Raw genomic sequence first — 20,193 nt, 5'->3', positions numbered from 1 at the left:
TCATGAGGAGGTGCACCGTGAGGAGTTGCCGTGAGGAGTTGCCCGTGAGGAGTTGTCATGAGTAACGGAGGAAACTCCTCCGGCGCCGGCGGCGTTGTCGCATTCGGGCGCGGTGCACGAGCGCCCTTGATCGCCGGACGCCGATAATGGTGAGGTCCCCGGTTGTTCGTTGTCAACGCCCTGACAAACCAGGTGTGTTGCGGCGGAGTGTTCACCCTGGAGATCTTGCGCGACCCGTCGGGGGTCGGTTAGCGTGCCGTCCGGTCACATGGCGATACCCATTGCGTGCTCGATATCGAGGAGTTGGGTACATGTGCATGAGGCCCCGCATCGGGGTGACGTCACGTTTTCGCGAAGCCATACAGAGCCACAGCATTCATCGCGGATATGTCGAGCAGGTGGCCCGTGCAGGCGGGTTGCCGGTGGTCATACCCTGTCTTGCCGAAGAACTCTGCGAACCGTATCTTTCCGCTGTCGACGGGCTGCTGCTCACCGGCGGCGAGGACATCGACCCCGCCCACTGCACGGGCACCACCGCACAGCCCGGATATCCCTACCAGCCCGGACGCGACCGATTCGAGACCCGGCTCGCCCGGTCGGCGCTCGACCGGGGACTGCCGACCCTCGGCATCTGCCGCGGCGCCCAGATACTCCACACCGTCACCGGAAATCCGCTGATATCCCATGTCCCGGACGTCAATCAGGGACTCGTCGCCCACCGGACGTCCCTCACAGAACCCTCCCGGCACTGCGTCACGCCCGTCGCGGGCAGCAAAATCGCGGACGCCTACGGGGAACAGCCGCTGAAGGTCACCTCCTACCACCATCAGGGCCTCGGCGAGCCCGAGCAGGCCCCGGGCGGCATCGGGTGGCGTGTCACGGCCAGGTCGGACGACTCCCTCGCCGAGGCGATCGAGCGGGAGGGGCCGGCATGGACCGTGGGCGTCCTGTGGCACCCCGAACTCCCGGCAGACCCGGGTGATATCGAGCCCGACCCTCTGATCGCGGCCTTCGTCTCCGCCGTCTCCGCGGCGGCCGCCCCATGACGTTCGACGTCCGCCGGCTCGGCCCCGGGGACCTGGAACTCCTGCTCGGCCTCCAGGAACGGATCGCCTCCGCCCTGCCGGACCCGGGCATCTTCCAGACCAGCACACCCGAGTTCATCGCCTACTGCCTGGCCGACGGCGGCCGCTGCTACGGCGTGCTGCACCACGGCGAGACCGTGGCCTACCGGATCGTCTACTTTCCCCGCGACCGCCCGTTCAACCTGGCGAAGGACAGCGCTCTGCCACCGGAGGAGCACACCGCCGTCGGCCACTGGGACACCGTCGCCGTGCTGCCCGGCTGGCGCGGGCACGGACTCGCCCGGCTCATGAACGCCCGCGCCCTGGCGGACGTTGCGGATTTGGCGGACGGAGCGGACGGAGCAGACGCGGCGGATGGATCGGACACCGGCATCCGGCACCTGTTCGCCACCAGTTCACCGCACAACCCGCACGGCGTACGCACCCTGTCGGAAGCCGGATTCCAACCCATCGGCATCGTGCGGAAGTTCGGCGGAAAGCTGCGCTTCCTGCTGTACCGGCCCAACCCGCAGGGCTGGCCCCCCGCACCCGCCGGAACGCCGGAGCGGACCGTCCCCTTCCAGGACACCGGCGCCCTGGAGGAGGCCTTCCGGGACGGATGGACCGGCGCCGGAATCGACTTCGACTTCGACGGGCCGGGCCCCGCACGACTGCGCATGCACCGCCGCCCTCCGCCGTTCGACGACGCGCGCGGCCGGCAGGTGCCCGATGGGGCAGCGCAGGCCCCGCAACGCCCCATCCCAGAACAGGAATCTCAAGCGTGATGAAGATTCTGCTCACTCTCGCCGACGCCGGTCTGGAAACCTCGGACTTCCTGCGGTCCGGAAACATCGTGCACGACCCCTCGCTGGACACCGCCCCCGGTGAGCAGCTGCTCGACGCCCTCGTCCTGCACGGCGCCACCGGCCTGATCACCTCGCGGCGGCCCGGCGACGAGGTGCTGCACCGCTGGTCGCAGGACATACCGGGACCCAAGTTCCTCTCGTACGCGACAGGTTGCGCACAGCCGCTCGGCGGAACGGACATCGCCGAGTCCCGGCACGCGGGCAGCAGCCTGGAGACGATCGCCACGGCCCTCGGCCACTGCGAGCGGCACTTCGCGTTCACCCGCCCGCCCCAGCCGCTCCCGGCGCCGGCCGGTGCGGGGAACCGCGACGTCGCCCTGATCGGCGCCGGCATCGTCAACCTCGTCACGGCCGTCCGCCTCACGGAGGACGGCTTCCGCGTGACCGTGCTCGACAGGTCCCCGGCGCCCGGCACCGCCCCGTGGTCCGCGTACGGCTGCAGCCACGCCGGCGACGACGCGCGCATGTTCACCTTCACCGAGATGGACGACTACCACAACCAGGACTTCCACGGCACCGCACCGGACCTCTTCCGGCGGCCGGTCGAGCACAACGGCTGGCTGGCCCGCGACCCGCAGTCGCTGACCGCCGAAGAGCGCGGCTGGATCGAGGAGTTCGAGCGCGTCCCCTCCTGGCTTGCCCGTACCTACAACGAGGACATCTTCTCGCTCGGCGCCGAGGCGGCGGGGGAGTGGGCGCGGCTGCGGCACCGCCGTCCCGAACTCTTCGAGGACGTCGTCCTCGCCGACGGCATCCTGCGCGTGTACACGGACGCGGACCACCTCCGGGCGGCGCTGGCCCGGCACCGCGCCATCGGCGCCCTGCTGCGCGAGCTCCCGCCCGCCGAGCTCGCCCGCGACCACCCGGTACTGGCCCGCCCGGTGCGCGAAGGGACCCTGGCCGGAGGCCTTCTCGTGCCCGGGTTCACCCTCAACGTGCACAAGTTCACCCGGCGTATCGTCGACTGGCTCGAAGACCGCGGCGTCCGCTTCCACTGGGACACCGAGGTGACGGGGGTACGGCGCGACGCGTCCGGCGCGGTCACCGGCTTCGACTGTGCCGTGCCGGTCCCCGGCTCCGCGCACGTCGTCGTGTCGCCGGGGGTGTACGGACCGGAGCTGCTGCGGGGAACACCGTGCGAGGGGAAGATCCACGGTGTGCTCGGCGGCTGGATGCGGATCAGCAACCGGGCGACGCGGCTGGGCAATTCGCTCAAGGTCGGGCGCCGCGGCCATGTGACCGAGGACGCCAACGTGACGGTCGGGCTGGACGCCGACGGTCAGGAGATCCTCATCGTGGGCTCCGGGTACGGATACACCGGTGCCGGCACCGAGCCGGACGAGCGCGGGCTTGCCGCCGTCCGGCTCGGCATCCTCGACACCATCGAACGGCTCTTCCCGGACCGCGCCGGACTCCGCGCGTCGTCCCGGGCCGGCGACAACTATGCGTTCAAGTACTGCATACGCCCCTGGACCGCGACCTCCCTCGGGCTCTACCACGCGGAGGCGACCGCCGGGGCGCGGCTGTTCGTCATCAACGGCGGCCACAACACGGGCGGGTTCGCCCAGGCCCCCGCCATCGCGGCCGCCGTGCTGGCCTCGCTGCACGGCACACCGCACCCGATGCACGCGCTGTACCACCCCGAGCGTTTCTCCGCGTTCATGACGGACAAGGAGCCGCCGGTACCGGCGGCCCCGCTGCCATCACTGGCCGCGGGCAACTGAGGACCACCACATATGAACCGGCACCCCATCGACCCGACCGACCCCACCGACCCCGCCCCGCTCGACCCCGCCGACTGGGAGGAGTTCCGGGCCCTCGGCAAACGCATCGTCGACGACATGGCCGACTTCCTTGCCGGCCTCCGCGACCGGCCCGTGTGGCAGCCGGTCCCCGGCCCGGTGCGCGCCGCCCTCGGCACCGGGCTGCCGCACACGGGCATCCCGATGGACGAGGTGTACGAGGAATTCCGGGCCACCGTCCTGCCGTTCCCCCGCGGCAACATCCACCCCCGCTTCTGGGGCTGGGCCAACGGGTCCGGCGTGCCCGTCGCCGCCTACGGCGACCTCCTCGCCTCCCTCATCAACTGCACGCTCGGTTCGGGCGAGAACGCCGCGATGATGGTCGAACAGCAGGTGATCTCCTGGCTCCAGGAGGCCCTGCACTGGCCTGCCGACGGCTCCGGGCTGCTGACGAGCGGCGCGTCCATGGGGCAGATCACCGCCCTGGCCGCCGCGCGCCGCGCGAAGGGGCCGGCCGCGGACATCCGGCGCGAGGGCATCCTCGCCGGCGGCGCGCAGCTCACCGTCTACGGATCCACGGAGACGCACCACTCGCTGGAGAAGGCGGTCGAACTGCTCGGCATCGGGAGCCGCTTCTTCCGCCAGATCCCGGTGGACCACGGCCGCCGCATCGACGTCCGTGCCCTGCGGGCCGCGATCCGCGCGGACCGGGACGCGGGGCTGCACCCCCTGTGCGTGGTCGGGAACGCCGGCACCGTCAACACCGGGGCCGTCGACCCGCTGGACGACCTGCTGGCGGTCGCCCGGGAGGAGAACCTCTGGTTCCATGTCGACGGCGCCTTCGGGGCGTTCGCCCAGCTCCTGCCGTCGCACCGGGCGTTGCTGTTCGGGCTGACCGAGGCCGACTCCCTCGTCTTCGACCTGCACAAGTGGCTGTACATGCCGTTCGACGTCAGCTGCGTCCTCACCCGGCAGGCCGGGGCGCTGGAGGCGGCCTTCGCCTCGCACGCGGACTACATCAGCAAGACGGCCGGGGGACCTGCGTCCTACGCGCTGTCCTTCGCCGACCGCGGCATCGAACAGTCCCGGCGCTTCCGGGCGTTGAAGGTGTGGTTCGCGCTCAAGACGCACGGCATCGACGCCTTCGCCCGGGCCATCGAGGGCAACATCGCCCAGGCCGCCCACCTGGCGGAGCTCGTCGAGGCCGACGACCATCTGGAACTCGTCTCGCGCAGCGACCTCAACGTGGTGTGCTTCCGCTACGTCTGGCCGGGTGCCGGACCCGAGGACCTGGACCGCGTCAACCGGGCCGTCCTGTCCCGGCTGCAGACCGAGGGCCTGGCCATGCCGTCGCACACGGTGCTCGACGGCAAGTTCGTGATCCGCGTGGCCGACAACAACCACCGTTCGACGCTCGCGGACTTCGACTTCCTCGTCCGCGAGGTGCTGTCGGCCGGCGCCGCGCTGCGGGCCGGGGAACCGGGATGAAGCCCGGCGAGGAGTACGACGATGAGTACCCGGTCCCGGGGCTGGCCGAGCCGGTGGAGATCCTGGTCGACGACCACGGCGTACCGCACCTGTACGCACGTTCCGAGGACGATCTGTTCCGCGCGCAGGGCTTCCAGGCCGCCCGGGACCGGCTGTTCCAGCTGGACCTGTGGCGCCGCCGCGGTCTCGGCAGACTGTCCGAGGTCTTCGGGGAACGGTTCGTGGCCCGGGACCGGGCGGCACGGCTGTTCCTCTACCGGGGTGACATGGACGCCGAGTGGTCGGCGTACGGTCCGGGAACCGAACGCGTGGCCCGTGCCTTCACCGACGGCATCAATGCCTACGTGGAGTTGTGCGAGCAGCGGCCCGAACTGCTGCCGGCCGAATTCCGGGAGCTCGGGTACCGGCCGGCGCGATGGGAACCACGGGACGTCGCCGTCATCCGCAGCCACGGCCTGTTCGGCAACGTCGAGCAGGAGGTCGCCCGTGCGCGTACCCTGCGGGACTTCGGCCCCGAGGTGGAGGAGCTGCGCAGGGTACGCGAGCCGTGGCGGCGCCTGCGCGTCCCCGACGGACTCGATCTATCGCTGATCCCCGACGACGTCCTCGCCGACTACCGGCGGGCGACCGCACCGGTGGACTTCACCGATGACAGCCCTTCGTCTCCGCACACCCGTCCGGAAGGCAGCAACAACTGGGTGATCGGCGCGCAACGGACCGCCACCGGGCGCCCGTTGCTCGCCAACGACCCGCATCGCGCGATCACCGTGCCCTCCCTCCGCTACCTCGTCCACCTCTCGGCACCGGGCCTCGACGCCATCGGCGCCGGCGAACCCGTACTGCCCGGCCTGTCGATCGGGCACAACGGGCACGTCGCCTTCGGGGTGACGATCTTCGCGATCGACCAGGAGGACCTCTACGTCTACGAGACCCGCCCCGGCGCCCCCGACGAGTACCGCTACGCCGGCCGCTGGGAGCCGATGCGGGTCGTCCGGGAGACGATCGACGTGGCGGGCGGCGAACCGGTCGACGTGGAGCTGCGCTTCACGCGGCACGGACCGGTCGTCCACACCGACCCGGACCGGCACACCGCGTTCGCCGTCCGGGCGGCATGGCTGGAACCCGGCACGGCCCCGTACCTCGGCAGCCTGGAATGGCTCCGGGCCCGCACCGCCGACGCGTTCGTCGACGCGCTCGACCGCTGGGGGACCCCCGGCGAGAACGTCGTCTACGCGACACCGGACGGCACGATCGGCTGGCGCCCCGCGGGACGCGTCCCCCTGCGGCGGGGCTGGGACGGCACGCTCCCGGTCCCCGGCGACGGGCGGTACGAATGGTCCGGCCACGTCGCACCGGACAGACTGCCGTCCGTACGGAATCCCCCGGAGGGCTGGTTCGCCAGCGCCAACGAGATGAACCTGCCCGCGGACTTCCCGCACGACCGGTGCCCCGTCGCCTTCGACTGGGACCACCGCTTCCGGTACGACCGCATCGCCGAGGTCCTGCGCGAGGCGACGGCGGTGACCGTGGCGGACTGCGTGCGGTTGCAGGGCGACACGGTGAACCTGGCTGCGGGCCGGGTGCTGGGCGCGGCTCTGGACGGCTACGAGCCCGGTGCGCAAGTGGCCGGGGTGGTCGGGCTGTTGCGCGCGTGGGACGGCGACGAGACGGTCGATTCCGCTGCGGCGGCGTTCTACGAGGTGTGGTCGCGCCGCCACCTGCGCCCGGCGCTGCTGCGCCACGCGCTGTCCGCACTCGTGGCACCGGACCGGGTGCCGGAGGCGATGCGGCGGTTGCTGGCCGATGAGGTGGTCGGCGTGGACGTCCGAACCGACATCGCCCTGTTGGAGGCGCTGCGCCGAGACGACCGCAGCACGCTGGACGTGCTGCTGACGCGCTCGTTGCGGGAGGCCCGGCGCGAGACCGCGGATCTGCTCGGGGACGACGACCCGGCCCGCTGGCGCTGGGGAGCCCTGCACCATGCCGCACCGGCGCACCCGCTGGCCGGCCGCCTCGGCCGGCACCGGGGGCGGCTGCCGCGCCGGGAACGCGGGGGCAGCGGGGACACGGTGATGAGCACGGGCTACGACCGGCACTTCGCCCAGGACGAGGGAGCGAGCTTCCGCATCGTGGTGGACGTCGGGGGCTGGGACAACTCGCGCGCCATGAACAGCCCCGGCCAGTCCGGCCGCCCGGGTGCCGCACACTGGGATGATCTGTATCCGGACTGGAGCGAGGACCGGTCGTTCCCGCTCCACTACAGCAGGAAAGCAGTCGAGGCGCACACCCGCACCCGCACCGTCCTCACCCCGGTGGCGCAGGCGCACGGCTGACCTGGCTCATTGGGGAAGAGGTGCACTCATGACCGTCATGGCGCCCCGCTCGCTCGCCGTGGGGCTGTTGTCGGCGCTCGCGGCAACGGCCCTGTGGGGCTTCACGTTTCTCGGCCCGGCGGCGGTCGCGCCGGTGAACGTGTACTACCTGGTCGTGGGCCGCTACACGGTGTTCGGACTGATGTCCGCGGCCGTGCTGTTCACGCGCCGCAGCGGCCTGCGCGAACTGGGCCTGCGGTCCGTCCTGACGGCCCTCCACCTGGGGGTGGTGGGCTACATCGGCTTCTACTTGCTCCTGTCGCTGTCCTCGGCGACCGGCGGCGGGGTGCTCGCGTCCACACTGACGGGCCTGATCCCGCTCCTCGTCACCCTCGCCTCGAACGCACTGGAGAAGGTACTGGAGTGGCGCAGGCTGCTGCTCCCGGTCGCGATGATCTCGGCGGGGCTTCTCCTGGTGAACTCCGGCGCGTCCGCGCTCAGGTCGGGCAGCGAACGCGACCTGCTGGTGGGCGCCGCGCTGGGCTTCGGGGCGAGTGTGGCCTGGTCCTATTTCGTCGTGGCGAACCGCATGGTCCTCAAGCGCGTGCGTTCTGCGGTGGACAACACCACATGGACGGCCTGCATCGGCCTGGGCGCCTTCGGCGGCGCCCTGTTCCTGGTGCCGCTGGCGAGGTCCGGTTCCGGCCCGTCGCCGTTCTCGGACCCAGGCACCCTGTGGCCGTTCGTGCTGTGGTGCGCGGCACTGGCGCTGCTGGGCTCGTGGTGCGCGACGTGGTTCTGGAACATCGCCTCACGGCTGTTGCCGGCCACGGTCATGGGCCCGGTGATCGGCATGGAGGCGGTGTTCGGCGCCGGCTTCAATCTGGTGTGGGAGGGACGAGGGCCCACGTTCCATGAGTTGTGGGGTGGGTTGCTGGTGATTGCGGGCGTGCTGGTGGGGTCGTATCTGTTCAACAGGGCCGCGGTGCGGGGCGGTGCGGGCGAGGGTGCTGAGAAATCATCTCATTTGGCATGACAATCACTTGGAAAAACCAAGCCCCACGGATACGCTGCCGCTCCGTGATCACCAGCGGTGGAATCGACGGGTACGAGCTCTCTACGGACCCGGATCGCCTCGACCTGGAACTAGTGCACCGTTGGCTCTCGACAGACGCGTTCTGGGCCCTGGGGCGCACTCGGGAGACTGTCGAGGAGTCGGCGCGCGGCTCGCTGAACTTCGCCGTCTACGACGTCGGCGGAGACCAGGCTGCCTACGCTCGCGTGATTACCGACCGTGCCACCTTCGCTTGGCTTTGCGACGTCTACGTCGCCCCCGCCCACCGCGGCAAGGGGCTCGGAACGTGGCTTGCCACGGCGATTCGCGACCACCTTGCCCCCTATCGGCTCAAGCGCGTGCTGCTGTCGACCCGCGACGCGCACGTGGTCTACGCGAAGGCCGGATTCACCCCCGTACCGAACCCCGAGAACTTCATGATTCTGAGCGCCGAGGGGTGAGGGGGGCGGATCGAGGTACGTTGCCGCCGGGCCCCTGAAATGAGCTCACCTCAACGGCCCTCGGCAACTTCGCCTCGGCTGCGGATCATTGAGAGCAGCAGCCCGTGGGTCTCGGCGTCCGCGGTCACGAGAAGCCCTCGGCCCGCCGACCCGATCGGGGCGCCGTCGATTCCGGTCACGACGCAAGGGCGGATCCAGGTTCACGTCCACCAGCCGGGTGGCCGCTGTCGGCGCCAGCTGCGTATCGCGTCCGTCATGCCGAAGCCGAGCAGTCTCACCGTCGGTGAAAAACACCTCGCCGCTGAACGGATCCGCCACCGCCGCCGGGCCATTGCGCAGTGTCACGTTGACGGCCACCAGCATATTGCCGACAGCGTAGTTGAGGGTGCCGCACAGCGGGTCCACCAACCACTGCCGTGCCGATCCGGCCGAACCCCGCTGCCCGCCCTCCTCACCGAGGACGGCGTCCTCGGGCCGCGCAGCACGGATGACGCCCAGGATCACCTCCTCGGCTGCCACATCGGCTTCGGTGGCGAAATCCCCGGCTCCCTTGTCGACGCGGGCATGCCGCTGCCCGTACCTGGCGCGTACGACCTCCGCACCGGCACGGGCCGCGGCTATCGCCACCTCGGTGTCGTCAAGGCCCACAGTTGAGTTGATCACGGAGTGCAGGGTATCGGCGGCATGTGCTGGTCGCTGCCGACATATTGATGCCTGAGCCGGCCAACGACCCCTCGGGCAAGAGGGGTCAGCTCGATTCCTTCGGCCCTGCACGGAGGAACCTTTGCAGGATGAGCCGGAGGGTGGGCAGTTGCTCGGCCGGTTTGAAGGCGGGGTCGCCGGCGGCACTGGTGTAGAGGGAGGCGACCATGGCCAGGACCCACGAGGCGGCGCCGTCCGGGTCGAGGCCGGGGTCGACCTGTCCGGTGGCGGCGGCCTTCCTGATCAGTGCGGCGACCGTGGCGTGTTCCTCGGCGTTGCTGCGGCTCAGTACCGCTTCGAGTTCGGGATCCCGGTACGCCTGAACCATCGCTTCCATGACCAACGGTGGTGCCAGCGGCTCCGCTGCCGGTGCGGCGAGGAGGTCGACGACCTCCAGCAGGGCTTGCCACGGGTCCTCGGCGGACTGGGCCTGCACCAGGCGTTCTGCCTTGTCGTCCCGGTCGTCCTCGAAGACGGCGAGGAAAACGGCTCGTTTGTTGGGGAAGTAGTGGAAGAGGTTGCCGGCACTCATGCCGGCCGCCTTGCAGATTTCGGCCGTCGTGGTGCGCTCGAAGCCCTTGGTGGCGAAGAGCACCGTCGCGGCGTCCACGATGTGCCGCTTCCGTGCCTGGTGCTTGGCCGGGTCGACCGTCCTCATGACGTCCTTCTCTGTTCTGTCCGGGGCTGCGATCAGAGACTACGCCCCGGCGGCGGCCGGCCGACATTAATAGACCGAGCACTCGGTTTATGATGGAGCTGCTTCAGCCGCTCCGCCCGGACCGGCTCGGGAAGGGAACGCACCTTGCACACCGCACGACACCACCGATGGTTACCGGCACTGGGGCTGTTACTGCTCTCCCCGGTCTGCGCCGAGTACCTGATCGGCTACGACCAGATCATCGGCCGTCCGCGGGAACTGCTCGCGGGGCTGCTCATCCTCGCCCCGCTCTACGGCGCCGTGGCCGTGATGATCCGGGAGGCCGCCCGCCGGACCGGGCGGGGCTGGCCGACGATCCTGCTGCTGAGCGCGGCATTCGGGCTTGCCCAGGCCGGACTGATCGACCAGAGCCTGTTCAATCCCCACTTCGTCGACGAGCCGTCCTGGGACCGGGAACGGTCGTCCACCCTCGTCCCCGTTCTGGGCATCAGCCTCCAGCACACACTGAACTTCCTTGCAGGCCATGTGATCTGGAGCTTCGCCGCACCGATCGCCGTGGTCGAATCCCTCACCCCACGGCTCGCCGACCGCCCGTGGCTGCGCCGGGGCGGCATGGCCGTGATGGCCTTGCTGTACTGCCTCGGCGCCGCGGTCATCTTCAGGGAGCACACCAAGAAGTTCATGGCGAGCCCCGTCCAACTCGGCGTCACCGCAGTGATCGTGCTGACCCTCGTCGCACTCGCCTTCACACTGCCGCGCCGCAGAAGGCCGATGCCCGGGCGGGTCCCGCCGCCTCTGTGGCTGACTGCCTGCACCGCCGTGGCCCTGCTGGCCACGCATCAGTTGATCCCTCCGACCTGGGCAGGGGTCGCGCTGGACGTGCTGTCCCTGTCACTGGGTGCCGGACTGCTGCTGCGGTGGTCGAGCCGGGCCCAGTGGGGACGGATGCACATCCTGGCCGTCAGCGGCTCCGCTCTCGTGGTCAACGCGGGCCTGTCGTTCGTCGTCCAACCCAACGGGCAGGTGGCGTACGCCGCGAAGTACGTCGCCAACGCGACGTTGATGCTCGGCGTGCTGGCCCTGCTGGCGGCAGCACACCGCCGACTGCGCCGGGCCGAAGCCACGGCAAATGCCGAAGGCTCTCGGCAGGACGCCTCCCGGCTCACGCCCTTGCACAGGACGTAAACGATGCCCCGCAGAGCAGTACGGTCATTCGTGGACAGCCGACGACTGGCCGGAAACGAGAGCTCCCGGTGCTCAAGGCACCGGGGGCGTTGCCAAGCACGATTGTCATCCGGCTCCGAGGCATCGTCCAAGAGCCATCGGAAGCGCCCTAGTCCCGGATTCCCAGGTCCTCCCGCATCAGAGTCCGCATCGTCACCATCCGGGGCTCCGCCTGCTTGACCTCGATGAGCAGGCGCTCGGCGCTCTCCCCGTCGCGCGCGAAGCCGCGGTCGATGCGTTTGGCCGCTGCGTCGACCCCCGCAAGGACCTTGTTGAGCTCCCGTGACGCCTCCATGATCCGCAGCGGGACGATCATCTGGGCTGCTGCGTAGTGATCGCGGTATTCCCTGCGGGAATCCTCGAGACGGCTGCGGTCCTCCTCCGTATAGATGCCGTCGCGCATGCGCTGCAGAGCGTCCTTGAGGAGCGTGTGGAACTGCTCGGATGCGCGGTTCATTGCCGTGTACGCCTCTCGACGTTCCTCGAACGACCGCCTTCGGTCGGCGAGTTCCGCCTCGGCAGCGCGTTCGCGGGCGTTGTAGCGTTGCGGGAGCATCGCGCCGAGAAGCGCGCCGCCGAGGCCCGCCGCCGCGGTGATCGCAGTCGCTATCGCATCCGACATGCGCGGACCCTATCGTGGCTCGCGCGTCGGCGTCCCGTCGCGGGAGGCGGGGCCGCATGGGCCCGGCACGATGCAGGCGAACTGGCGGCCGTGGAGCCGGAGGGGCGACTCCCGGGGCGGCAGGCACTCCTGACAGTGAGTCGGGGCGTCACGGCCTCGACGTAACCGGTGGCGGCGTTGGCCGCCGCGATCCGGCATGTTCTCCACGGGGCAGAACCTGACGGTCACGCGCGTGCGGTTGGCAGGACTGCTTGACGGCCGCCTGCGTTCGCCGGTCGGATGGCGTCCATGAGCACGGGGCAAGAGAAGCCGATGATGACGCCGATGACGATGCATCCCGGCACGCACCCCATCGACGACGCCCTCGTCCGGCGGCTGATCGCCGCGCAGTTCCCGCAGTGGGCGGGGCTCGCGGTGGAGCGGTTGCCGTCCGGTGGGACGGTGAACGCCATGTACCGGCTGGGCGACCGCATGGTCGTACGGCTGCCGTTGGTGGCCGGCGGGGCCGGGGACGTGGTGCTGGAGCAGGCGTGGCTGCCGCGCCTCGCGCCGCGGCTGCCCGTTGCCGTCCCCGAGGTGCTCGGGGACGGCCGTCCCGGCGAGGGGTATCCGTGGCCCTGGTCCGTGTACCGGTGGCTGCCGGGGGAGAACCCCGAGGCCGGGGCGCTGCGCGCGCCCGGGCAACTTGCCCGGGACCTGGCCGGGTTCGTGACGGCGATGCGGAGCGTCGCCCTGCCGGGGGCGCCGACGGCCCACCGCGGTGGGCCGGTTGCCTCGCTCGACGCGGCCACCCGGGCGGCGATCGAGGAGCTCCGCGGGATCCCGCAGGAGGCCGTCGACTGCGACGCCGTGACCGCCGTCTGGGAGGACGCGCTGCGGGCCCCCGCCCGGGACGGGCCGCCGGTGTGGCTGCATGCCGACCTCATGCCGGGCAACCTGCTGGTGAACGGCGACGGTCGGCTGACCTCCGTGATCGACTTCGGGTGTACGGGGATAGGCGACCCGGCCTGCGACCTCTTCCCGGCATGGAACCTGCTCCCCGCCCGTGCGCGGGACATCTTCCGCGAGGCGCTCGGCGTGGACGACGCGACGTGGCGGCGCGGCCGGGGGCGGACGCTCTCGCAGGCGCTGATCGCGTTGCCGTACTACCGGAGGTCGAACCCGGCGATGGCGTGCAACGCACGGTATGTGATCCGGGCGGTGCTGGAGGAGAGCTGAGGGCAGCGATTGACCGCGACCTTGAGTCTCTGGGATTGATGGATCTCGCGGACCACCTGGTCAGCAGCACTCGGGTGGGCGTGGCCAAGCCGGACCGGGAGATTTACGAGATCGCAGTCGAGCGGGCAGGAATTCCCGCCGACCGGTGCCTGTTTGTGGACGACCGCAAGGAGAACGTCGAGACTGCCATTGCGCTCGGCATGACCGGTGTGCACTACCGCACACCCGCCGACCTCGAGAAGATGCTGGGATTTCTCCCCGTCGCAGCAGCACCCTCCGGCATGGTGTAGTTTTTACCCCAGCTTTACATGTGGAAAACGGGCCCTCCGGGGCCCATCGGCTTTGGGAGACCCAGTGCACTGGTACGTGGACGTACTCAAGAAATACGCGGTGTTCAGCGGGCGCGCGCGGCGCCAGGAGTACTGGATGTTCACCCTGATCAGCTCCGTCATCAGCATCGTGCTGGCCATCGCCGACGCCGTATTCGGTACGAACGACGTCATCGGGTCGGTGTACGTCCTGGCCGTACTCCTCCCCACGCTCGCCGTCACCGTCCGGCGCCTGCACGACACCGATCGTTCGGGGTGGTGGGTTCTGTTCGGCCTGATTCCGATCGTGGGCTGGATCGTCCTGCTGGTCTTCATGTGCCTGGACACCACGCCGCACCACAACAAATACGGTCTCAGCCCCAAGCAGCTTCCGGCGTACGGCGCCTAGAAAGGCCGGCAGGCGGCAACGGCACCCGATTTCGCGGCGCGAGCCTGAAATCGGGTGCCGTTGCCGGTTGAGGGCATCCCTTTCATCCCTCGGAAAGGGATGTATACGGCGCCGGCGGAATCCGCCGGTCACCTCATTCGGGTTGCCGGGCCGCCGGCGCGCTCGCGTGGCCGGGTGAAGGCGCCCCCGTTCCGCGGCCGTTGCCGTCCGCCCGCTCGGCCGTGCGGGCGATGTTGCGGGCCATGCCGCCGAAGACGACGGCGTGGAAAGGAGAGACGCTCCACCAGTAGGCGTGGCCGAGCAGGCCGTGGGGGTGGAACAGGGCGCGCTGGCGGTAGTGGGTGCGGCCTGTGTCGTCCGTGCAGGCGCGCATTTCCAGCCAGGCCAGTCCGGGCAGCCGCATTTCCGCGCGCAGCCGCAGCAATCGGCCGGGCTCGATCTCCTCGACCCGCCAGAAGTCGACCGAGTCGCCCACGCGCAGCCGGTGCGCGTCCCGGCGCCCGCGGCGCAGCCCCACGCCGCCCACCAGCCGGTCGGCGAGGCCCCGCAGGGACCAGGCCAGGGGGAAGGAATACCAGCCGTTCTCCCCGCCGACGCCCTCGATCACCCGCCACAGCGCCTCGGGCGGGGTGTCGACCGGGCGTTCGCGCAGGTCGGTGTAGAGGCTTCCGCCCGCCCAGTCGGGGTCGGTGGGCAGGGGGTCGCTGGGGGCGCCGGGTACCGAGGCGGAGGACCAGCGGGTGGCGACGTCGGCGTCCCGCACGCGCTGGAGCGCGAGGCGTACCGCCTCGTCGAAGCCGATGGGATGGCCGGGCGGGTCGGGGATGTGGCGGGTGATGTCGTTCTCCCGGCACACCACTTCGTGCCGCAGTGACTCCGTCAGCGGCCGGGCGATGGAGGCGGGGACCGGTGTGACCAGGCCGACCCAGTAGCTGGACAGGCGCGGAGTGAGCACCGGCACCGGCAGGATCAGGCGCCGGGGCAGCCCGGCGACGGCCGCGTAGCGCAGCATCATGTCCCGGTAGGTCAGTACGTCGGGCCCGCCGATGTCGAAGGCGCGGTTGACATCGGCGGGCATCCGGGCGCTGCCCACCAGCAGGCGCAGCACGTCCCGGATCGCTATCGGCTGGATGCGCATGCGTACCCAGCTCGGCGTGATCATCACCGGCAGCCGCTCGGTCAGATAGCGCAGCATCTCGAAGGACGCCGAGCCCGAGCCGATGATCACGGCGGCGCGCAGGACCGTCGTGGGCACCCCGCTCGCCAGCAGCACGCGCCCGACCTCGGAGCGGGAGCGCAGATGAGGTGACAGTTCCTGCTCGGGCACGCCTGCCGGGGTCAGCCCGCCGAGGTAGACGATACGGCGCACGCCCGCGCCGGCGGCCTGCGAGCCGAAGACACGGGCGCTTTCACGGTCGGTGTCCTCGAAGCCGCGTCCGGTGCCGAGAGCGTGGACGAGGTAGTACGCGACGGCGACGTCCCGCATCGCGTCACCGACCGCGGCGGGGTCGGTGACGTCCCCGCCCACGACCTCCACCCGGTCCGCCCAGGGGTGGTCGCGCAGTTTTCCGGGGGAGCGGGCCAGGCAGCGCACCCGGTACCCGGCGGCCAGCAGTTCGGGCACGAGCCGTCCGCCGATGTAGCCGCTGGCCCCGGTCACCAGGCACAGGGGCCGGTCCGCCGTCGTTTCCATGGCTCCTCCTCGGCCAAGCGTATGCGGGCGTGGCCAGGGGTGCCCTGCGGGCGGCTGAGCGGGTGAAGACCGATGAACGGCGGCGGACTTTCGCCATAGCCGGTCGGTGCTCGCTCCTGTGCGGGCAGTTTCCAGGGCTCGTGCACGACGGGCCCCCACGTCCGCCAGTTCCGGCGCAGTTGTCGCATGGCCACGTCGACCGGCGGGTGGCCGGTGCGGCCCCGCCGCCATGACTCGGCGCCCCGCGCATGCCGAAGACACCGGCCCCCGCCACCTCCGGCGGGGGCCGGCGCGCCTGCGCAGCTACTGCCGCACCGTCCAGTGATCGTTCGCCCCCGCCTGCACGAACCTCAGCCCCGGGCACAGGAACGCGGCGCCGTCAGGATTCGGCTCCGTCCACGGCGAGTCCGCCGGGCTCGCCGCCTTCCATGCGCCCCCGTTCCGCAGCTGTATCGACGAGCTGTCGAAGACCGTGTTCGCCGCCTCCGTGCAGTAATAGCCCGTCCCCGTCGCAGGGTTGACGCTCGCGTAGATCTCGAACATGTCCCAGCCGTGGTCCAGCCCGCTCCGGTCCTGCCCGGACTGCCGGAAGAGCAGTTCCCAGGCCGCCGTCCGGTAGTTGTAGAGGTACGACGACCAGCCGTTGGAACCGGCGTCGTCCTGGACCAGCTGCACGCTGTAGACCGAGCGGCCACCGCCGATCGTCGTCGTGTACTTCGCCAGGAAGTCCGCGTCGATCGCGAGCACCTTCGCCGGGCCGCCGGGATCGCTGCACCAGTCCCAGGCCCAGATCTCGTTGCCGGTGTTCGAGTACGCGGTGACGACCTCCATGCAGGAGTTCTGCGCCTTGGTCGTGGGCGCGTACGTGAAGTTGTCGGAGGCCGAGACCCTGTAGGACGGGTCCACGGAGTGGGTGGCCGTGATGCCGTCGTGCGTCCCGGGCCGGGGGAAGACGCCCCACCAGTTGTGGGTCAGGTCCGCGGCGATCCCCGGTCGGTGCGTCCAGGCGGCGGCGCCGCGCTCCCGGCGGCCTTCGGTGAACGTACGGGCCGCGCGGTCGCGGCCGGGGGAGTGGCCTGGCGCGTGCGCGGCGGTGACGACCCCGCGGTGGGGCGCGTCCGGCGAGGGGGCGGCGCCGCCTTCGTGGCGATGCGCCGCCGGAGCGGCGCCCAGCGTGGCGACCAGGACGGCCAGAGCGGCCAGGCCGACGGCAAGGGGCGTGCGGCGTCTCTTCACGTGGCTCCTCCGGAATGACGGATGGGGGGGGGTGGGAGCGGCGACATGCCATGAGCCACGTTCCATAAGTCGCGTTGTGCTCATGACAATTCGCGCCATCCACCGTCCATGCCCCCTGACTTTCGGTCAAGAGCCGCCGCAGCAGAACTCAACCGCCCCTCGGAGTCGTCCGGTTCGCATGGGGCCCGCGGAACCAGGATGACCGGTCCGGTCTTCGTGCGCCCCCAATTCGCCCGCCGGTAACGGCAGATGCCAGGTGCTCTCGCCATATGCGTTGCGCAACAGGCATATTGGACAGCTCGCATCAGGCCGATCTCGGGGCCGCCGGATACGGGAAGGGCAGGTGCGACGCGGTTCCGGCAGAGGTGGTCCAGAGGTGTTGTATACCAATGTCGGCACAGGTCACCCTGGCGATGACCGGACACCCGCGCGAAGCGCGGACGGCAAAGAGCCGCGAGAGGTTACAGCGAAAACAGGCCAGGGATTCATGAACGGATCCGGAGACCTGTCCAGTGAGCCCCGCGTGGCCTCCGGGCATGGCGCACTATATGGCTGAGCGGTCGGGAGGCCGAGCTTCCCGAACCCGGGGCGCGGCCGCGCCCCGGCTCCGCATCGACGCCGCGCGGCTTTGGCTCCGCCCGCGCGGCCCGGATCCGGGCACTCGGCGTCCGCTTCCGTGTCAGGGCAGGAGCGGGCGCAGCCGGTATGGGGAGTCCGGCTGATGCGGGGCCGAATGGTGGGGATCATTCGCTGTGCGTGCGCATCCGGGGAACGCGCCCGGTGCTGCCCGCACTTGTCCTGGACGAAGAGGCTGCGCACCCCATGCGTGACCTGCGTCCCGGGGGGAGTTGACGTCATGAGAACGAGAAGAACGGTCGGCAAAACGGACAGCAGACGCGGTGCGCGGCCGGTCGTGACGGGGGCGGCTTCCGTCCTGCTGAGCATGGGCATGGGTATGGGCATGGCCCTCCCGGCCGGTACCGCCCACGCGGTCGGCACCGGTACCCGCACCGCCGCCGACACCGCACCCCGCATCGACCTGAAGGTGCTGGTCGTCGACGACGGCGGCCCGTCCGTCGAAGCCATCCGCAGCACGCTGGACGCCGCAGGCACCCCGTACACCAGGGTCGATCTCACCGACCCCGCGCGGCAGAAGATCGACGACGCCTTCCTCGCCGACACCGTGGACGGGCGGGCGCGCGCCAAGTACCAGGGCATCGTGCTGCCCGACGACAACCCCTTCGGCGGCAGCTCGGCCGAGATGGCCGCGCTGGCCGGCTACGAGAAACGATTCGGCATCCGCCAGGTCGACGCCTACACCTACGCCCGTCCGGCCGTCGGCCTGAACGTTCCTGCGGACTCCGGCTACGCGGGCACCCTGGACGGCAAGACCGCCCAGGTCACCCCGGCGGGAGCCACCGGCTCCTTCGGCTACCTCAGGAAAAACGTTCCGTTCGAGGACAACGACCCGAACGTCAACGAGAGTTACGGGTACATTTCCACGCCGCTCGCCCAGCAGCCCGACGGCGCGAGCTACACCACCCTGCTCGACGCCCCGATCCCCGGCGGCACCGGGCGCGGGTCGCTGATCGGCCAGTACAACCACGACGGGCGCAGCGAGCTGGTCGTCACCTTCGTCGCCAACCAGTACCAGGCGCAGTACCGGCTGGTGTCCCGCGGCATCGTCGAGTGGCTGACCCAGGGCGTCCACCTGGGCGCCTCACGCAACTACTTCGCCGTGCACGTCGACGACATGTTCGCCTCCGACGACCGCTGGGACACCAAGCTCAAGTGCACGCCCGGCGACGTCGACTGCCCCGGCAACCCCACCCCCGAGCACCCGGCGCTGCGCATGACGGCCGCCGACGCGCAGTACGCCAAGCAGTGGTCGCAGAGCCACCACCTCCCCCTGGACTTCGCCTTCAACGGGGTCGGCAGCGTGGAGTACCGCTCGGAGCACGGCGGTCTGCCCGACCCGCTGCTCCAGCAGCTCACCGCCGACCAGAAGTCCTTCCGGTGGATCAACCACACCTACACGCACGCCTTCCTGGGCTGCGTGCAGAACACCACCGTCGTGCCCTGGAAGTGCGCCACCGACGCCGCGGGGAAGACCCAGTGGGTCAGCGGCAGGAACATCAGCGACGAGATCAACACCAACCGCGCCTGGGCGGCCCGCGAAGGCCTGGCCGTCGACAACGACGAGCTCATCACCGGTGAGCACTCCGGTCTGAAGATGCTCCCGCAGCAGACCCAGGACAACCCCGAACTCGGGCCCGTGCTGGCCAAGTCGGGCGTCGCCTGGATCGGCAGCGACACCTCGCGCGAACCCCAGCAGCGCCTGGTGGGCCCCGCCCTCACCGTGCCCCGCTACCCCATGAACGTCTTCTACAACGCGGGTACGGCGCAGGAGGAGACGGACGAGTACAACTGGCTCTACACCAAGAAGTCCGACGGCGGCAGCGGAACCTGCGAGAACTCCAAGGTGACCACCTGCCTGCCGAAGCCGCTCGACGTGAAGACCGGGTTCGGCACCTACATCACGCCGCTGGAGACCCGTATCGCGCTGGGCCACGTCCTCGCCAACGACCCGCGGCCGCACTTCATGCACCAGTCGAACCTCTCCGAGGAGCGGATCGGCTATAAGGTCCTGGAGAACGTCCTCTCCGACTACGCCGGGCTCTTCGCCGACAACACGCCGGTCGTCAACCTCCGCATGCGGGACATCGGTACGGAGCTGAGCAAGCGCGCCGCCTGGAACGCCGCCCTCGCCGCGGGCAAGGTGACCGCCTACCGCATCGGCAACGCCGTCACCGTCACCGCACCCGCCGGCGTCCAGACCCTCGCCACCCTGCCCGACGGCACCCTGCAGGGCGGCACCGCCTTCGGCGCCGCCTACGCCGGCAGCCGCTGGGCCTGGGCCGCACCCGCCGCGGGTCAGGGCACGCTCGACTTCACTCTGCCCGCCGGGTCAACTCCCGTCCTCCACAAGCACGGTGGCGCCGCCGCCCCCGTGCAGGCACCGGCAGCCGCCCTGCCCGTGCCGCGTGGCGTGAGTCACCCGGTGCCCTATGGGCCCGCTGCAACCGCCCGGCGCTGACCCGGCGTCCGTACTTCCGTGCAGATTCCGCCCATGTCC

15 protein-coding genes and 2 pseudogenes are annotated in these 20,193 nt (G+C 70.5%); 12 read left to right on the top strand and 5 right to left on the bottom strand.

Annotated features, from left to right (window positions below):
• Positions 1-311: 311 nt before the first annotated feature.
• From HG542_RS08410 to HG542_RS08380, 7 genes are read left to right on the top strand one after another with little or no spacing between them, the layout of a single operon-like run.
• The gene (locus HG542_RS08410; RefSeq protein WP_306665284.1) at positions 312-1,046 is read left to right on the top strand and encodes a gamma-glutamyl-gamma-aminobutyrate hydrolase family protein; all 735 of its coding nucleotides are present in this window, start codon (positions 312-314) and stop codon (positions 1,044-1,046) included.
• Positions 1,043-1,849, top strand: coding sequence for a GNAT family N-acetyltransferase (locus HG542_RS08405; protein ID WP_176606331.1), 807 nt, complete (start codon positions 1,043-1,045; stop codon positions 1,847-1,849). Before HG542_RS08410 ends, HG542_RS08405 begins: the two co-directional genes overlap by 4 nt.
• Positions 1,849-3,654, top strand: coding sequence for an NAD(P)/FAD-dependent oxidoreductase (locus HG542_RS08400; RefSeq protein ID WP_171079488.1), 1,806 nt, complete (start codon positions 1,849-1,851; stop codon positions 3,652-3,654). Before HG542_RS08405 ends, HG542_RS08400 begins: the two co-directional genes overlap by 1 nt.
• Before the next feature lie 12 nt (positions 3,655-3,666).
• Positions 3,667-5,160 carry a pyridoxal phosphate-dependent decarboxylase family protein gene (locus tag HG542_RS08395; RefSeq protein WP_171079464.1) on the top strand — a complete coding sequence of 498 codons (1,494 nt, stop codon included), beginning with the start codon at positions 3,667-3,669 and terminating at the stop codon, positions 5,158-5,160.
• Complete coding sequence (locus tag HG542_RS08390) at positions 5,157-7,493, top strand: penicillin acylase family protein (RefSeq protein ID WP_171079463.1); 2,337 nt, start codon at positions 5,157-5,159, stop codon at positions 7,491-7,493. Before HG542_RS08395 ends, HG542_RS08390 begins: the two co-directional genes overlap by 4 nt.
• 28 nt (positions 7,494-7,521) lie before the next feature.
• Complete coding sequence (locus HG542_RS08385; RefSeq protein ID WP_229922449.1) at positions 7,522-8,508, top strand: DMT family transporter; 987 nt, start codon at positions 7,522-7,524, stop codon at positions 8,506-8,508.
• A 44-nt stretch (positions 8,509-8,552) separates the two neighbouring features.
• Positions 8,553-8,987, top strand: a complete 435-nt coding sequence (locus HG542_RS08380; protein WP_229922450.1) for a GNAT family N-acetyltransferase — start codon at positions 8,553-8,555, stop codon at positions 8,985-8,987.
• A gap of 50 nt (positions 8,988-9,037) precedes the next feature.
• On the opposite strand, the pseudogene HG542_RS08375 reads toward HG542_RS08380, so the two are convergent.
• Together HG542_RS08375 and HG542_RS08370 are read right to left on the bottom strand one after the other, a co-directional pair.
• Positions 9,038-9,650: pseudogene (locus HG542_RS08375) on the bottom strand (inositol monophosphatase family protein).
• Positions 9,651-9,735: 85 nt separating this feature from the next.
• The gene (locus tag HG542_RS08370) at positions 9,736-10,347 is read right to left on the bottom strand and encodes a TetR/AcrR family transcriptional regulator (RefSeq protein WP_171079461.1); all 612 of its coding nucleotides are present in this window, start codon (positions 10,345-10,347) and stop codon (positions 9,736-9,738) included.
• Positions 10,348-10,491: 144 nt separating this feature from the next.
• Here HG542_RS08370 and HG542_RS08365 point away from each other — a divergent pair, with 144 nt between their 5' ends.
• Positions 10,492-11,532: an AF_0692 family protein gene (locus tag HG542_RS08365; RefSeq protein ID WP_176606330.1), complete on the top strand. Its 1,041-nt coding sequence runs from the start codon at positions 10,492-10,494 to the stop codon at positions 11,530-11,532.
• A 148-nt stretch (positions 11,533-11,680) separates the two neighbouring features.
• Here the strand turns inward: HG542_RS08365 and HG542_RS08360 are convergent, their stop codons facing one another.
• Positions 11,681-12,193: a hypothetical protein gene (locus HG542_RS08360; protein WP_171079460.1), complete on the bottom strand. Its 513-nt coding sequence runs from the start codon at positions 12,191-12,193 to the stop codon at positions 11,681-11,683.
• Between the two features lie 330 nt (positions 12,194-12,523).
• Between HG542_RS08360 and HG542_RS08355 the strand changes: the two genes are divergently transcribed.
• From HG542_RS08355 to HG542_RS08345, 3 genes and pseudogenes are all read left to right on the top strand, one after another.
• Positions 12,524-13,411, top strand: coding sequence for an aminoglycoside phosphotransferase family protein (locus HG542_RS08355; RefSeq protein ID WP_171079486.1), 888 nt, complete (start codon positions 12,524-12,526; stop codon positions 13,409-13,411).
• Between the two features lie 8 nt (positions 13,412-13,419).
• A pseudogene (locus HG542_RS08350) lies at positions 13,420-13,701 on the top strand (HAD-IA family hydrolase); the annotation flags it as partial.
• Positions 13,702-13,765: 64 nt separating this feature from the next.
• The gene (locus HG542_RS08345) at positions 13,766-14,128 is read left to right on the top strand and encodes a DUF805 domain-containing protein (protein ID WP_171079458.1); all 363 of its coding nucleotides are present in this window, start codon (positions 13,766-13,768) and stop codon (positions 14,126-14,128) included.
• Positions 14,129-14,261: 133 nt separating this feature from the next.
• On the opposite strand, the gene HG542_RS08340 is transcribed toward HG542_RS08345, so the two are convergent.
• A complete protein-coding gene (locus HG542_RS08340) occupies positions 14,262-15,821 on the bottom strand; it encodes an SDR family oxidoreductase (RefSeq protein ID WP_171079457.1) in 1,560 nt (519 codons plus the stop codon).
• Positions 15,822-16,124: 303 nt separating this feature from the next.
• Positions 16,125-17,057, bottom strand: a complete 933-nt coding sequence (locus tag HG542_RS08330; RefSeq protein WP_171079456.1) for a carbohydrate-binding protein — start codon at positions 17,055-17,057, stop codon at positions 16,125-16,127.
• 856 nt (positions 17,058-17,913) lie between these two features.
• Between HG542_RS08330 and HG542_RS08325 the strand changes: the two genes are divergently transcribed.
• Complete coding sequence (locus HG542_RS08325; protein WP_171079455.1) at positions 17,914-20,154, top strand: hypothetical protein; 2,241 nt, start codon at positions 17,914-17,916, stop codon at positions 20,152-20,154.
• The last annotated feature ends 39 nt before the right edge of the window (positions 20,155-20,193 follow it).

It is taken from the genome of Streptomyces morookaense (assembly GCF_013030945.1).
In the GTDB taxonomy this organism is placed as follows: Bacteria; Actinomycetota; Actinomycetes; order Streptomycetales; family Streptomycetaceae; genus Streptomyces; species Streptomyces morookaensis.
This window is presented reverse-complemented; position numbering and strand designations above follow the sequence as displayed.

What these genes read in the sequence shown, in the direction of transcription:
- HG542_RS08355 (WP_171079486.1), top strand. Translation starts at nt 12,524, where the DNA reads ATGCATCCCGGCACGCACCCCATCGACGACGCCCTCGTCCGGCGGCTG.
- HG542_RS08385 (WP_229922449.1), top strand. Translation starts at nt 7,522, where the DNA reads ATGACCGTCATGGCGCCCCGCTCGCTCGCCGTGGGGCTGTTGTCGGCG.
- HG542_RS08325 (WP_171079455.1), top strand. Translation starts at nt 17,914, where the DNA reads ATGAGAACGAGAAGAACGGTCGGCAAAACGGACAGCAGACGCGGTGCG.
- HG542_RS08360 (WP_171079460.1), bottom strand. Translation starts at nt 12,193, where the DNA reads ATGTCGGATGCGATAGCGACTGCGATCACCGCGGCGGCGGGCCTCGGC.
- HG542_RS08390 (WP_171079463.1), top strand. Translation starts at nt 5,157, where the DNA reads ATGAAGCCCGGCGAGGAGTACGACGATGAGTACCCGGTCCCGGGGCTG.
- HG542_RS08410 (WP_306665284.1), top strand. Translation starts at nt 312, where the DNA reads ATGTGCATGAGGCCCCGCATCGGGGTGACGTCACGTTTTCGCGAAGCC.
- HG542_RS08395 (WP_171079464.1), top strand. Translation starts at nt 3,667, where the DNA reads ATGAACCGGCACCCCATCGACCCGACCGACCCCACCGACCCCGCCCCG.
- HG542_RS08405 (WP_176606331.1), top strand. Translation starts at nt 1,043, where the DNA reads ATGACGTTCGACGTCCGCCGGCTCGGCCCCGGGGACCTGGAACTCCTG.
- HG542_RS08370 (WP_171079461.1), bottom strand. Translation starts at nt 10,347, where the DNA reads ATGAGGACGGTCGACCCGGCCAAGCACCAGGCACGGAAGCGGCACATC.
- HG542_RS08340 (WP_171079457.1), bottom strand. Translation starts at nt 15,821, where the DNA reads ATGGAAACGACGGCGGACCGGCCCCTGTGCCTGGTGACCGGGGCCAGC.
- HG542_RS08400 (WP_171079488.1), top strand. Translation starts at nt 1,849, where the DNA reads ATGAAGATTCTGCTCACTCTCGCCGACGCCGGTCTGGAAACCTCGGAC.